10 protein-coding genes and 1 pseudogene are annotated in these 14647 nt (G+C 57.4%); 7 read left to right on the top strand and 4 right to left on the bottom strand.

Annotated elements, in window-relative coordinates; all coding sequences use genetic code 11:
- Positions 1-38: 38 nt before the first annotated feature.
- Both tkt and RBB80_RS10275 read right to left on the bottom strand, forming a co-directional pair.
- Positions 39-2036 (bottom strand): transketolase, encoded by a 1998-nt coding sequence (gene tkt / locus RBB80_RS10280; RefSeq protein WP_433968089.1) that lies wholly within the window; start codon positions 2034-2036, stop codon positions 39-41.
- Positions 2037-2145: 109 nt separating this feature from the next.
- A pseudogene (locus RBB80_RS10275) lies at positions 2146-4535 on the bottom strand (glycoside hydrolase family 15 protein).
- 264 nt (positions 4536-4799) lie between these two features.
- On the opposite strand from RBB80_RS10275, the gene RBB80_RS10270 reads away from it, so the two are divergent.
- Positions 4800-5417: a superoxide dismutase gene (locus tag RBB80_RS10270; RefSeq protein WP_433968088.1), complete on the top strand. Its 618-nt coding sequence runs from the start codon at positions 4800-4802 to the stop codon at positions 5415-5417.
- A 189-nt stretch (positions 5418-5606) separates the two neighbouring features.
- Here the strand turns inward: RBB80_RS10270 and RBB80_RS10265 are convergent, their stop codons facing one another.
- Entirely contained in the window at positions 5607-6674 is a 1068-nt protein-coding gene (locus RBB80_RS10265; RefSeq protein WP_433968087.1) for a hypothetical protein, read from the bottom strand.
- Positions 6675-6981: 307 nt separating this feature from the next.
- On the opposite strand from RBB80_RS10265, the gene RBB80_RS10260 reads away from it, so the two are divergent.
- The 4 genes from RBB80_RS10260 to RBB80_RS10245 all read left to right on the top strand — a co-directional run bounded on the left by RBB80_RS10260 (position 6982) and on the right by RBB80_RS10245 (position 10074).
- Entirely contained in the window at positions 6982-7560 is a 579-nt protein-coding gene (locus RBB80_RS10260; RefSeq protein WP_433968086.1) for a hypothetical protein, read from the top strand.
- Positions 7561-7998: 438 nt separating this feature from the next.
- A complete protein-coding gene (locus RBB80_RS10255) occupies positions 7999-8379 on the top strand; it encodes a MarR family winged helix-turn-helix transcriptional regulator (RefSeq protein ID WP_433968085.1) in 381 nt (126 codons plus the stop codon).
- 79 nt (positions 8380-8458) lie between these two features.
- Positions 8459-8707, top strand: a complete 249-nt coding sequence (locus tag RBB80_RS10250) for a hypothetical protein (RefSeq protein ID WP_433968084.1) — start codon at positions 8459-8461, stop codon at positions 8705-8707.
- Positions 8707-10074 (top strand): chloride channel protein, encoded by a 1368-nt coding sequence (locus RBB80_RS10245; RefSeq protein ID WP_433968083.1) that lies wholly within the window; start codon positions 8707-8709, stop codon positions 10072-10074. The genes RBB80_RS10250 and RBB80_RS10245 overlap by 1 nt, the downstream gene beginning before the upstream one ends.
- A gap of 688 nt (positions 10075-10762) precedes the next feature.
- Here the strand turns inward: RBB80_RS10245 and typA are convergent.
- Entirely contained in the window at positions 10763-12595 is a 1833-nt protein-coding gene (typA, locus tag RBB80_RS10240) for a translational GTPase TypA (RefSeq protein WP_433968082.1), read from the bottom strand.
- A 319-nt stretch (positions 12596-12914) separates the two neighbouring features.
- On the opposite strand from typA, the gene RBB80_RS10235 reads away from it, so the two are divergent.
- Both RBB80_RS10235 and RBB80_RS10230 read left to right on the top strand, forming a co-directional pair.
- Entirely contained in the window at positions 12915-13055 is a 141-nt protein-coding gene (locus RBB80_RS10235) for a hypothetical protein (protein WP_433968081.1), read from the top strand.
- 115 nt (positions 13056-13170) lie between these two features.
- A complete protein-coding gene (locus tag RBB80_RS10230; RefSeq protein ID WP_433968080.1) occupies positions 13171-14637 on the top strand; it encodes a circularly permuted type 2 ATP-grasp protein in 1467 nt (488 codons plus the stop codon).
- Positions 14638-14647: the final 10 nt, after the last annotated feature.

Genomic DNA, 14647 nt, shown 5'->3' with positions numbered 1-14647 from the left:
ACCATGAAAAGGCGGGGTGATCAACCCCGCCTCTTCATTTACTTCTTTACCAGCTTCTTGGCATGGTCGACCACGTTCGCAACGGTGAACCCCAGCTTCTCGAAAGCGACCGCTCCCGGAGCCGAACCACCGAAGCGGTCCAACCCAATCACTCCTCCGTTGTGGCCGACGTATTTGTACCAACCCAGCGTCGCACCTGCCTCCACCGCTAGCTTCGGCGTATTTTCGGGCATCAGCTTCGCCTTGTATTCGTCACTCTGCTCGTCATAGACATGGAAGCTTGGCATCGAAACGACGGTCGCGTTGATCCCAATCCCCTTCAATTCCTCAGCAGCCTTCCTGATAAGTCCAACCTCTGAGCCGGTCGCAATCAGAATCAAATCCTTGCCGTACGAAACCACCTCATACGCACCAAACCGCGCACCCGCACGAGCTATCGTCGCATCGATCGTCGGCAGATCCTGACGCGACAACGCCATGAAACTCGCACTCTTTCGCTCGAGTGCAAGTTGCCAGCACGCTGCCGTCTCATTCGCATCCGCGGGACGGAAGTCCGTGAGATGAGGAATAGCCCGAAGACTCATCAGATGCTCAACCGGCTGGTGCGTGGGTCCGTCTTCACCCAGCCCGATCGAGTCATGGGTGAAGATGAACAGGGAATGCAAGCTCATCAACGCGGCCAGACGCAGCGCGTTACGGCAGTAGTCCGAGAACGTGAAGAACGTCGACCCAAACGGAATCAATCCGCCGTGTGCCGCCATGCCATTCACCATCGCGCACATGCCAAACTCACGCACGCCGAAGAACACATTGCGCCCCGCCGGGTCCACGTGAAAACTCGGTGAATCTTTGAAGATCGTCTTGGTCGAAGCAGTCAGGTCCGCCGCGCCGCCAAACAGCTCCGGCACCACGTTCTCAATCGCCTGCATCACAGCCTGCCCCGCGTTTCGCGTTGCCATAGGCTTCTCAGTCGGGAAGGTCGGGATCTTCTGCTCCCAGCCATCGGCCATCTTTGCCTTGATCGTACGGTCGAACTGCGCCGCCGGCTCAGGATATGCCTTCGCGTACTCTTCAAACTCCGCGGTCCACGAAGCATGCAGATCCTTGCCTCGCAGCTTGATTGTGTCCCAGTTCTTGCGAGCCTCATCCGGAACATAGAAGCTCTTGTCCTCGGGCCAACCCAGGTTCTTCTTGGTCTCCTTGGTCGCCTCCGGTCCAAGCGCCTCGCCGTGCACCTTGTTCGTGCCGGCCTTCGGGCTGCCATAACCGATCACCGTGCGCACGCGAATCAACGAGGGCTTCGACGTCTCCGCCTTGGCCGCAAGAATCGCCGCCTCAATCGCCACCAGATCGTTGCCATCGGCAACCTGCTGCACATGCCAGTGATAAGCCTCGAACCGCTTCGTCACATCTTCCGTGAAAGAGAGCTCCGTCGGCCCATCGAGCGAGATCAGATTGTCGTCATAAAGCACAATCAGCTTGCCCAGCGCCAGCGTTCCCGCCAGCGAGCACGCCTCATGCGAGATACCTTCCATCAGGTCGCCATCGCCGCAGAGCACATACGTGTGGTGGTCAACGATGTTGTACGTATCTCGGTTGTAGACCGCAGCCTGATGCCGCTCCGCAGTCGCCATGCCCACAGCCATTGCCAGGCCCTGCCCCAGCGGACCAGTCGTAACCTCAACTCCTGGAGCCTCGCCATACTCGGGGTGGCCGGGCGTATGCGAACCCCACTGCCGGAACTGCTCCAGCTGCGAGATCGGCAGATCGTACCCGGACAGGTGCAGTGCGCCATACAGCAGCGCCGACGCGTGCCCATTCGAGAGTACGAAACGATCCCGGTCAATCCACTTCGGATCCGAAGGATCGTGCTTCATCAGCTTGTGATAGAGCAAATAAGCGATCGGAGCGCATCCAAGCGGAGCTCCGGGATGTCCGGACTTCGCCTTCTCCACGGCATCGACGGCGAGAAAGCGGAGGGCGTTGATGGAGATCTGGTCAATTTCTTGCTGCTTCGAATCCTGCTGTTCGCTCATGCTATTCCTTTGCTCTTTCAGGAGACTCGCGCGCCGCTTGCCGACGCTGAATCTGGAAGATTTGGTCAAACTATAACAGTGTACTAGCGGGGCCCGGCTCGCTGCATCCTTACACCTTGGTAGATGCCGGAACTGGATCGACGGAGACATCAATATTTCGCCCCAGCCAGCGATCCTGCTGTCCCTCCACCGGCCACGCCAGCGTAAACGTAATCTTGCCTACCTGACCCTCGCCCGTCGGAATATCCACAAACGATCCCGAATATCCAACCGACAGCGACTCAAGAGTGAGCGTCGTGGCCCAGTTGTCATAAGTGTAGACGACGCGAAAATGCTCTCGATCCACAACGCGTAGCGTATGTCCCGAGTAGAGCGAGCAAATCGGTCGCCCCGGTTCGAATATCTCGATATGGTTCGTAAACGAGCGCTTTTCCTTCACGACGGCATAACGATCTTCCACCGCCTGAATCCGGTCAAACACCCGGCCATCCGCCGCCGAGCGCAGCAACTTCAGATACTCCGCATGCGCCCAAACCAGCGGCTGAGCCGACCCCGCCGACCGGCCGCGATACATCCCCCGCGAAGGTAGATCGTCGTAGTCCCAGACCTGTTCCGGAAGCATCCCTCCAACCGAACTAAACTGTTCGATCGCCTTGACGTACTTGCTGAAGTCGTTCCCCGCGCAGAGCTCGTAGTGGCCTCTTTCGCCCGTCAGAATCGGCCATGCGCGACCCTGCCCCGACCCGTCATACGCCCCCCATCCTTCTTCTGTCCATACCCATCATGGTTGTATCGTCGCCACGAATCCCCAAACGGCGTCTCGATCTTCAAACAGTGATCGACAACCTTCAGCGAATCGACGATCAAAGGATCATCAGCCCTTCGAATCCCATACCGCACCAGCTCCAGGAATCCGCCATCGATCACCTCGCGAGCCTCGAACACATTCCTCTCCCCAGGTTCGCGATTATTAATTCGAATCATCCCCGGCGGCAGACTGTCGTCATGAAACGGCTCACCTTTGGCCGGCGGACGAATCCGCATGTAGTGATACTTCACATCCGGGTGCAACACGCCTTCAGTCGTCGTCGTCCACTCGTCCAGATGCGACTCAATCCAATCCGCATAGGTCTCCAGGTAGTCCGCCAGCTCCATTGACTCCCGTGAACGAACAATATCAGCCGCGCAGATCAGCCCCGAGATCACAGCCGCAAGCGTAGACGGCGAGTACCCCGCGGCCTCCTCCCACCGCTCCTGCTGGGTCACAGGCGCATACCGCACCAGAAATGCCGCCGCCCGCTCGACAAACGGAAACACATCAAAGCTCCCCAGCCCATCCTGCTTCCAAAGCCGCCACGCCAGAATGATCGGAAACGCCACCTCATCCAGCTGAATTCCCGTCCAGTACGGCGTCCCGTCGATCCAGAAGTTCTGCGCAAAGCTCCCATCCGGCTTCTGCGTGCAGGCCAGATAAACCAGCGCCCGCAACGCCGTATCCGTCCTCCCGCACGCCAGCAGAGCGCTCGCCGTCTGAACCATATCCCGAGTCCATACCAGGTGATATCCGCCCAGGTCCGAGTCCCCCTTCGACGCACCCCACGGCACCGAAGCCGAAGCAATAAATGCGCCCGAGTACGTCTTGTCCTCATGCGTCAGCAGCACGTTCTGGCTGATCCGCATCAACCTCCCGCCATCCGTCGAGACAGCCGCAAAACCAACCGGCGGGTTCACTCTCTGCCACTGATCCACAAACCTCTTCCGGTGTAACTCATAAGGTGAAGCCAGCGTCTGCATCATCTGCGCGATCGCCGCATGATGCCCATCCCCAAACGAGATCGCCACCGTGAACTCACGATTCCGCGAAATATCGATCTCTCCCATCAATGCGAGATTCCCATCCAGAGCCTGCCCAAACTGCCAGCTCATCCTCATATCCTGTTTCAGATTCTGGTACCCATCGCTGGTCCCGGCATAGCCGCACGAAGACCGTACAAACCCGCAATCCGTACCAAACGCCAGCGAAGTCTCGCCCTTCCACGCCAGCAAACAGCGCTGCCCCGCCACATCGATCGACCGCGCCGAGTTCCCCGCCCCACCGCCGTTCAAATGCGGCGCCAGCAGCGCATAGCACTTCAGCCGCGACAGAATCTCCTCATCCCCGGAGATCGTCACATTCATCAACACCACAGGATGATGCGGATCGCAGATGAACTCCTTGGTCACCGTATAACGTCCATCCAGATCGCTGGCCACCACCCGGACCGCGGGAGCAGCCGCATCGATGTAATGAAAGTCATACTCGAAGTTGCGCTTCTCCTCATGCACAAAGGTCTCGCCATCGCTGAACAGCAACTCCATATCGCGAGTCTGCGGACGATCGATCGTCGGATAATAGATCTCGTTCAACGTCCCATGCGAGACCGTAAACCAAACCCGGCTCGAAGCCGCATAAGCAGTCGAAACAGCATCTTTTTCGCTCGAAGTCCAGCGCGGTTCCATCCCAGGAGCCCCGAATGCGGGTCCATCGTCGTCAAGCCAGCGGTAAGAAGCAGTGAGGTCGTTCATTGGTTCCTATTAGAGCGCAAAACTCCTTACTCGGTTTCATCCCTCCATCAAAGAGCGATGAATCCGCAGGTAAGTTATGATTCCTGAGGTTGTGCAGACTCCCCCAGGTGCATCGCGCACCCTCCGGACAGCATCGAACTCACTCAGGCAGTCAGGATCCTCCTGGCTGACAAAACGAACGACGACAGGAGAACTACTGTGGCCTACGAACTACCACCTTTGCCATACGATTACGCGGCGCTTGAGCCCTTCATCGACGAAGCCACCATGAAGCTCCACCACGACAAGCACCACCAGACCTACGTCACCAATCTGAACGGCGCGGTAGAGAAGCACGCAGAGATCGGCAAGAAGTCTCCCGAGGAGCTCCTCAAGGATCTCGCCAGTATCCCCGAAGACGTTCGCAAGGTCGTCCAGAACAACGGCGGCGGCCACGTCAACCACACCATGTTCTGGCAGATCATGAAGCCAAAGGGCGGCGGAGAACCCACCGGCGAGATCGCCGCACAGATCAAGGCCGACTTCGGCAACTTCGAAGACTTCAAGAAGCAGTTCAACGAGACCACCGCCAAGCAGTTCGGCTCCGGCTGGGGCTGGGTGATCTTCGAAGGCGGCAAGCTGAAGATCGTCACCACCGCCAACCAGGACAATCCCCTCTCCCAGGGCCACTATCCGATCCTGGGCAACGACGTCTGGGAGCACGCCTACTACCTCAAGTATCAGAACAAGCGCCCCGACTACCTCGCCGCCTGGTGGAACACAGTCAACTGGGAAGAGATCAACAAGCGCTTCGCCACCGCCAAAACCCACAAATAGTCTCCCCCGACCAACGGGAGGGCCGCTAACCCCGGGTCCAGCCGAGACAAGGTATACAAGTCACGAAGTGACCGCCCTCCGCGCAGGAGGCCCGTCCGGCAGGACGTCTTTCCAACCAAAAGAAAACCGGTGCAACGTAGCCTTCACGTTGCACCGGCGACTTCGAACTTCCGATCGATTTGATGCGTTCTACCCCTTCGGCCCAGGGCCAGGATCGCTTACGGCCGTAGGAGTAACGGTCTCCGTGCCACTCCACGATCCCGTCCAGTTCGAACCTCCACCACCTCTCGCCCCACCGATCACAAACTGCTTCCAGGGCTGATTCCTGTTATTGACGCCCTCAGGTGTGCCGGCGTGATCCCCGCTGCTCTGCCCGCAAGCCGTCTGGTGCCCAGCCTTGACTCCAAGAGAATTCGGGTCAGTCGCGATGCTGGAATAAACTGCAGCACCCCACTTCCAATCAATCGACATCCCAGGCGCCCCCGTCGTATCAAACACTCCGCTCCATGTAACGTTGATCCCTCCAAGCACCCCACCCGACGGCACAGGTATCGCCACACCGCTCAGGAAGATCTCGTCGTCGCCCTTCAGGGGAACCGTGGTGATCCATGTATTGGTCATCGTACTGAACGTCGTCGAACTGCAGGTCGCCGTCGGCGAGAACGTGATCTGGGCATTCGGAGCCGCACTGGTAAAGAGCGACCCGTTCTCCACATCCAGAATCTTCGACCCCGTGAAGGTAATCACACCTCCGGTCTTGGGAATGTTCTTCACACTGAAGTTGCCGTTAAACCAAACATAGTCCCCCGACACGAGCGGCGTCCCATTAAAGCTCGCCGTGTCGATTCCCTTGCCCGAGTTGGGCGGCGGCGGAGGAGCTCCACAGGAGATGCTCGTAGGCGAAAACAGGATCGGAACCGTATTATGCCCCACCAGGCTCGCCGTGCCGGTGAAGTTGTAAGTCCCGATCAAAGCCGGAAACGAACCCCACACCGTTGCCTCGAAGGTGGTAGTCGAAGTTGCAGTCAATGGAATAGTGCCGGTAATCGGAGCGCCGGCATACGGCGAGGTTTCAATCGTATAGCTGATCTGATACTTCGTTCCCGGTGACAGCGCCGAAGCCGCTACCGAAAAGCTGTACGCGTTGCAGGTCACTGTAACGTTGGCAGTGTCCACATGATTGGCAAAAGCTGGAGTCGCACACAAAATAGCGAAACCCACAATCGTGCAATAAGTCCTTCGAAGTCCGTCAAGCATGATCACGCCCTCTCTTTGGCTGGCTTCCTCAACTTCGATTCACGCTGCCTGGAGTCGCTGTCCCTCAAGCGTCCCTGCGAACCCATCCCACTATGCGGTCACCCCGGAGTAACTGCACTACAACTTTGTAGTGATTGCTAAACCAGTCAAGCCTCTACCCCCTCAATCCGGCCGTCTTACGGTCAAACCCCGGAAGCGGTTCCATCGGAACAAGAGACCAATCTGTTCGCAATCGACCCCTAACGCGTCGTCCTGTAACATCGTGCACGCATCCCGGACGACCAATCCCGCGCGTCAGGATTCGCCCATGCACACGCCTTCGATCCCAAAGGAGGACACCGGCACACAGTCTCCGCCCCGCGCAAACGTGCCGCTCATCGACTCCCGCTACCGTGCACCCTTCGTCATGGTCACCGCTCTGTTCTTTCTGTGGGCGATGCCGAACAACCTCAACGATGTCCTCATCCGTCAGTTCCTCATGTGGTACATCAGCCCCAACATCCTCATGGGAACCTTTGCCCTCACCAACGTCCTCCTCCTCGCCGTAGCCATCACAAAGCCCGGCTGGATCGGCCTCTGGGCCATCATGGCCACCAGCTTCTGCATGTCGCTCATGTACCCAACCATCTTCGCCCTCGGACTCAAACAGCTTGGCCCCAACACCACCCTCGGCGCCTCCATCCTGGTCATGGCCATCATCGGCGGAGCAGTCCTCACACCCGCAGTCGGCTGGGTCGCAGAGCGCACCCACAGCATGGCCGACGCCTTCCTCGTACCTCTGCTCTGCTATCTCGTCGTAGCCTGGTTCGCCTTCCTCGGATCAAGGATTCGCGTCTCCCAAGCCGACGTCCTTCACCAGGAAAACCTGCACTCCGGCACCATCTAGCCATAGAAGAATGAAGTTACAAAACCGCTCCGACCGTGTTTCCTCATCCCGCCGACCCGCTGTAATTCAAGTTTCCGTCTCCAACAAACGGCACCCCTTAAGCGTCATCTCGACCGAAGTCGCGCGGTCCCATCGCACGACGCAGTGGAGAGATCCCCGTATTTCTCCCGTATCTCCACAGTTGCCGACCAACCCACAAAACGAATCCCCTACCGCAATCCAGAATGGCGTTGATGTGGGGGAGCTCTTCTATCCCTTGCCAGCACCACCAACGCGCCGATCATTCCAACAAACGGCAGCAGGAGAAAGATAAACACATAGATGTTCATCATTTGACACCTCTTAGACCCCGAGCGCAGAACCCGAGAAGCTGCTCAGCGCGACCGCCAGATTCCATCGCAGATCATATCGTGTTACGATACTCTTAGAGTGAAGCCCGTGTCCAGAAAAATTGATCGCAATGAGATTCAACTGCTGGCCAGGTTTCGATCCGAAATTCGACGCTTCCTCCAGTTCAGCGAACAAGCCGCAGCAGCAGCCGGCCTGCAGCCGCAGCAGCACCAGCTCATGTTGCAGATCGCCGGAGCGCCCGACGACACCCTCGTCACGATCTCTCACATCGCCGAAATGATGGGCCTGCGACACCACACCGTCGTCGAACTCAGCAAACGATGCGAGCTGGCAGGCCTCGTGCGCAGAAGTTCCGACCAGAACGATCGCAGGTACGTAGTGCTCGAGCTCACCCCCAGGGCGAGGAGGCTCTTCGCCTGCTCTCCGAGACCCATGCTCGACAGCTGCGCGAGCTGGCCCCTGGTCTGATCCAGGCCCTCACCCGCATAGGCAACTCAAATGGGTCACACCCCGATCAGGAAACCATCCAGAAAAGGAAAGGCAAATCTTGAAGTCAGAACCATCGATTCTCAGGGATTTCACGGTTGATAAAAGGGTCTGGCTGCTCTCCGGTGTCTCCATCGGCATCGGTCTATGCGCCACCCTGTTCGCCGTTGTGCTCCTGCGCTGTATTGCGTTCTCAACAAACGTCTTCTACTACCATCGCTTCAGCCTTACCCCGGTCTCTCCGGCCGGAAGTCCCCTGGGACACTGGATGGTGGTAGTGCCCGTCATAGGGGCCTTCTCGTTGGCCTGATGGCCCGCTTCGGTTCGGATAAAATTCGCGGGCACGGTATCCCGGAGGCCATTGAAGCGATCCTCCTGCATCGCGCTAAAGTTGCTCCGAAGATCGCCCTTCTGAAACCCATCTCCGCAGCCATCGCGATCGGATCGGGCGGCCCGTTCGGAGCCGAAGGCCCCATCATCATGACCGGCGGAGCCGTAGGATCGCTCATCGGACAATGGATGCATGTGACCGATGCAGAGAGAACCACACTCCTCGTCGCCGGTGCGGCAGCAGGTATGTCCGCAACCTTTGCTACGCCGGTGGCTGCCATTCTGCTTGCCGTAGAACTCCTGCTCTTCGAATGGCGCCCGCGAAGCCTGGTCCCCGTAGCGCTTGCAAGTGTCACCGCAGCACTTTTCCGGGTCTATTGGCTTGGCGCAGGACCGCTCTTTCATATGCCGGTCATCACGGGAACACATGGTGCTTCCTTCGCGATCGGCGCTCTCTGCCTGGGTGCCCTCATCGGCCTCATTGCGGCAGGCATGAGCCGCATGATGTATGCCTTTGAAGATCTGTTCGAGCACCTGCATATCCACTGGATGTGGTGGCCGGCAATCGGCGGGATCGGGATTGGAGTGGGTGGCCTGTTCTTCCCGCGCGGCCTTGGAGTCGGGTACGACAACATCGCCGAACTGCTTCACGGCAGCCCCTCGATTGGCCTCATCGTAGGAATTCTGTTCGCGAAGTCGCTCATGTGGGCCTTTTCCCTGGGATCAGGAACCTCCGGCGGCGTTCTTGCGCCTCTGCTCATGATCGGCGGAGCCGTGGGCGCACTGGCAGGGCATCTGGCTCATGCCCCCGCCGAAATTCAAGCGTTCTGGGCTTTGATCGGCATGGGAGCTATGCTCGCAGGATCGCTCGGTGTTCCTCTCACCGCCATCCTGTTCAGCCTGGAGGTCACTCACTGTCTACCCGCCCTGCTCCCCCTTGCCGTAGCCTCTATCGCGTCCTACCTCATCACCGCTCTCATCATGCCTCGATCGATTCTGACCGAAAAGCTCAGCCGGCGAGGCTACCATTTGACCCGGGAGTACGGCGTAGACCCGCTTGAGCTGGTCCTCGTTCGCGAGGTGATGTCGCCCCTCGCAGAAGGCGCCCCGGCCGTACCGCTCCCGGGCTCTTACTCCTACTCCGACTCGACCACCCGCGGAGCCGCAGAGCTGATGGCGACCGAAGGTCTGGAAACATTGCCGGTAGTAGACCGTTCCAACGGGCAGGTGTGCGGCGAGATCTCGCTCAAAGATCTGCTCCGAGGCAGAGAACGTTCTCTCGAACGCGAAAGCGAGCGCCTGCGGCTCTTCAGCTATGTCCCCACCGAACAAGGCGGCCACAACTAACCGTAATAACGGCTTTCGCTGAGCTAAAGTTTTGTCCTCCGAACAAGGCATGGCGAACCGCCTACTCCGCACCGCACACCTCGGACGGCTGCCATCTTGCCGTCGTATGGAGCTGGCGACGCCGGATCACTCGCGCTGGCGACGCCGGATCACTCGCGCTGGCGACGCCGGCTTACTTGCGCTGGCGACGCCGGATTACTTGAACTGGCGACGCCGGACTACGCCTTTGCTGTCATCCTGAGCGCAGCGAAGGATCCCGACGAACTCCGTCCCGCCCAAACCGCCTGTCCCTTTCCACCCACCCTCTTCACGCCGTTGTCTGTTCTTTATCGCCCCCTGCAAGATGCTGCATCTGCAAGGTCAATCCTGCGTGGCCGTTCGCCTCTTGGGATCAGAGAAGGTGTCTGCGCGCACCAGCAAATACGCGAGCCACCTGCTCCCGTCAGTAGCCCGAAAATAAACTTCAAAACCGTGTCACTTTTTCAGGCGCCAGAAAAGTGGATGTCTAAACTCCACGTCCACCACGCAAAAATTCTCACCACCAAAAAACCACATCAAAACACCCGTTTTTCTCAAAAACCCCTGTAAAAACCACACCCCACCACGAATAACTTTTTTCTCACACCACAAAAAAACTACGGCCGAACCTCGAGAGGTCCGGCCGTAGAAAAACCATCTTTGCAACTCGTTATTCGCTGCCGCCCTTGCGGGGACGACGATTCGCCTGCAACACCTTCTTACGCAGACGCAAAGACTTAGGCGTAACCTCAACCAGCTCATCATCCGCAATGAACTCAATACACTGCTCGAGCGTCAGCTGCTTATAAGGAACCAGCCGCACGGCATCATCCGAGCCAGAAGCCCGCATATTCGAAAGCTTCTTCTCGCGAACGCAGTTGACGTCAAGATCGTTGTCTCGCGAATGCTCTCCAACTACCATACCTTCATACACTTCCACGCCGTCCGCAACAAACAGAACGCCGCGATCCTGCAGCCCTTCCAGCGCGTAAGCAGTCGTAGTTCCCTGACGATCCGAGATCAAAGCACCCGACTGACGCTGCGGAATCTCCCCTTGATAAGCGATATACCCATCAAGAATCGAGTTCATGATAATCGTGCCGCGCGTCTCGGTAAGCATCTCCGAACGCAGGCCAATCAGACCACGCGAGGGGATACGAAACTCCATACGAACACGGCCTGAGCCGTGATTGATCATTTTGACCATCTCGCCTTTTCTCGGCCCAAGACGCTCAATAACAGTACCAACAAAGTTTTCAGGAACGTCAATCGAGAGATGCTCCACCGGCTCCATCACAGCATCATCGATCTTCTTGGTAACGATTTCGGGACGGCTGGCCATGAGTTCGAAGCCTTCGCGACGCATCATCTCGATGAGGATGCCGAGCTGAAGTTCACCGCGGCCCAGCACCTTGAAGGAATCCGGAGAGCCGGTGTCCTGCATCTTGAGAGAGACGTTGGTAAGAAGCTCTTTCTCAAGGCGATCGCGGAGATTTCGTGAGGTAACAAACTTCCCCTCGCGGCCCGCAAACGGGGAGTTATTCACGTTGAACTGGATAGCGATTGTCGGCTCGTCGATAGTGATCTGGGGAAGCGGCTGCGGATTCTCGATGTCGCAGAAGCTTTCTCCTATGAAGATGCCGGGAATACCGGCGATGGCAACAATGTCGCCTACCTGTGTCTCTTCAATGTCGGTGCGCTTGAGTCCTGAGAAACTAAAGAGTTTTGTGATCTTGTGCTTGGTGAAAGTGCCATCGATCTTAGCAACGTTGTACTCCTGGCCGGTGCGCATGGTGCCGTTGAAGACGCGACCGATGGCGAGACGGCCAAGGTAGTCGGAGTAGTCGAGGTTAGTGACGAGAATCTGGAGGGTGCCTTCGGGATCGCCCTTGGAGACGGGAATGGTCTGGACGATCTGCTCGAACAAGGGCTGGAGGTCCGTGCCGGGGGTCGCAAGATCGTTCGTCGCGGTGCCGAGCTTTCCGTTCGTGTAGAGGACGGGAAAGTCGAGGACTGATTCGTCGGCATCAAGGTCGATAAAGAGGTCGTAGACTTCGTTAAGAACCTCCTGGGGACGCGCGTCGGGACGGTCGATCTTATTGATGACGACCATCGGCGTTAGGCCAGCTTCCAGGGCCTTCGAGAGAACGTAACGGGTCTGCGGTAGGGGACCTTCTGAGGCATCGACGAGCAGGACTACGCCGTCGACCATCTTGAGCGCGCGCTCCACTTCCCCTCCGAAGTCGGCGTGGCCCGGAGTGTCGACGATGTTGATCTTGTTGTCGTGATAGTAGAGGGCGGTGTTCTTCGCAAGAATGGTGATGCCGCGCTCTTTTTCGAGATCGTTGGAGTCCATGACGCGGTCGGTGACGGCTTCGTTGGAGCGAAAGGTTCCGGACTGTCGAAGCATGGCGTCGACGAGGGTGGTCTTGCCATGGTCAACGTGGGCGATGATCGCGATATTAAAGATAGGCTTAACGGCTATTGCGGTTGAGTTGCTCACTGCGTTTATGTCCTGTCTGTGCGCTTAGGGGTGGTGTTTTGGGGAAAGTGCGCGTCCTTACTATTTTAGCCTAGTTGGACTCACATTGGCCTCTAAAATGTGCGGAACGGCGAGAAGATACGGTGAATGGTGAAGCGTAAGACGCTGATTCGAGGAAGCTCGAATGCGCAGGAAGCTACTTGACGATTTGTAAATGTTCAGAGAAGACGTGAACCCTTCTTGTTATTGGACCTCAATCAATTAGATGTTTATCGAATTATGGCCAACAGGAGAACGACACTGCTGAGCATGCTGGCAGGAAATGTAGCGGCGGTGACAGGTGCATACGGAGGCGACAACGACGCTCGGAGTTATTGCGCACCCGGAGGACATCGCGACGGCGGCTGTGTTCTTTGCTTCCGACGATGCAGGTTTGGTCAAGGGCTTGACGCTGATGTTGGCCGGTGGCAAACGGATGTAAGTTTGCAGCTTCACGTAGAGCCCGGCTGGGGCGGTCCTTTCTTTTTTGATTTTCGAAGACTCGGCTAATTTGGGTTTGGATGCGTCCGGATGTCCCGCTATACTCAAGGCTCCTAATGCATCCAACTCAGTCATCCCAGTTCGAGCACGCGGCCCTGAAAAACTATCTGCTGGACCATGCCTATGACGAGATGTTCACCGGGCTTGGCGACCTGCATCAGCACTGCGAGCCGCTTCTAGAGCACTTTTCGGCTCTGCCTTCGGAAGAGTTACAACGTAGAAAACAGGCGGCGGACCTTAGTTTCCTGAATCAAGGAATTACGTTTACGGTGTACGGCCGCGAAGAAGGAACGGAGAAGATCTTTCCCTATGACCTGATTCCGCGAATTATTACCGCAGCCGAGTGGGCGACGGTTGAGCACGGGCTGACGCAGCGGATTACGGCACTCAATCTTTTTCTCAAGGACATCTATAACGAGGGACGAATTCTGGATGACGGAATCGTGCCGCGCGAGGTGGTCTATAGCTGCAAACACTACAGGCGGCAGATGATGGGATTGCAGGTTCCCCGGAATGTGTACATTGCTGTCTGCGGGACCGACCTGATCCGATTGGAGAGCGGCGAGTTTGTGGTGCTGGAGGATAATCTGCGCGTGCCTAGCGGGGTCAGCTATATGTTGACCAATCGCAGGGTGATGAAGCGGATCTTTCCTCAGCTGTTTCGAAGCTACAACGTGCGGCCGATTGAACAGTACACACAGTTGTTGTTGGGAACATTGCGATCCCTGGCGCCGGAGGGACGACCGGAGCCGAATATTGTGCTGCTGTCGCCAGGAGTTTTCAACTCTGCTTACTTTGAGCATGCGTATCTTGCGCGACAGATGGGGATCGAACTGGTTGAAGGACGCGATCTGGTAACGCACGACAACCTTGTGTATATGCGGACGACGATCGGGCTGCGGCGGGTGGATGTGATCTATCGGCGCGTGGATGATGACTTCATCGACCCGCTGGCGTTTCGCGGAGATTCGATTCTCGGAGTGGCGGGTCTGTTCAATGCTTACCGTGCTGGGAATGTGACACTGGCAAATGCGTTTGGTACAGGTGTGGCCGATGACAAGGCCTTATATGCGTACGTTCCGGAGATTATCAAGTACTACCTGAGTGAAGAGCCGGTGCTGAAAAATGTCGAGACGTATCTGTTGACCCGGCCTAAGGAACAGCAACATGTGCTGCAAAATCTTGACAAGTTAGTGGTAAAAGCGGTCGGCGAGAGCGGCGGGTACGGAATGCTGATCGGGCCGCAATCGACAAAAGCGCAGCAGGACGAATTCGCACAAAAGATCGTCGCGGATCCAAGGAACTACATTGCGCAGCCGACCATCTCATTTTCGCGAGCACCGTGTCTAATCGGGGACGAGCTGCAGCCGCGGCATGTGGATCTACGGCCTTACGTGTTGTATGGGGATAAGGTGACGATTGTGCCGGGTGGATTGACGCGTGTGGCACTGAATCAAGGATCGTTAGTGGTGAACTCGTCGCAGGGTGGCGGCAGTAAAGATACGTGGGTGCTGAGTCAGTGAAAGGAGTGGC

This window comes from Tunturiibacter gelidiferens (assembly GCF_051013345.1).
Taxonomy (GTDB): Bacteria; Acidobacteriota; Terriglobia; order Terriglobales; family Acidobacteriaceae; genus Edaphobacter; species Edaphobacter gelidiferens_A.
Note: the sequence above shows the minus strand (reverse complement) of the source record. Positions and strands in the feature narration are given on the sequence as shown.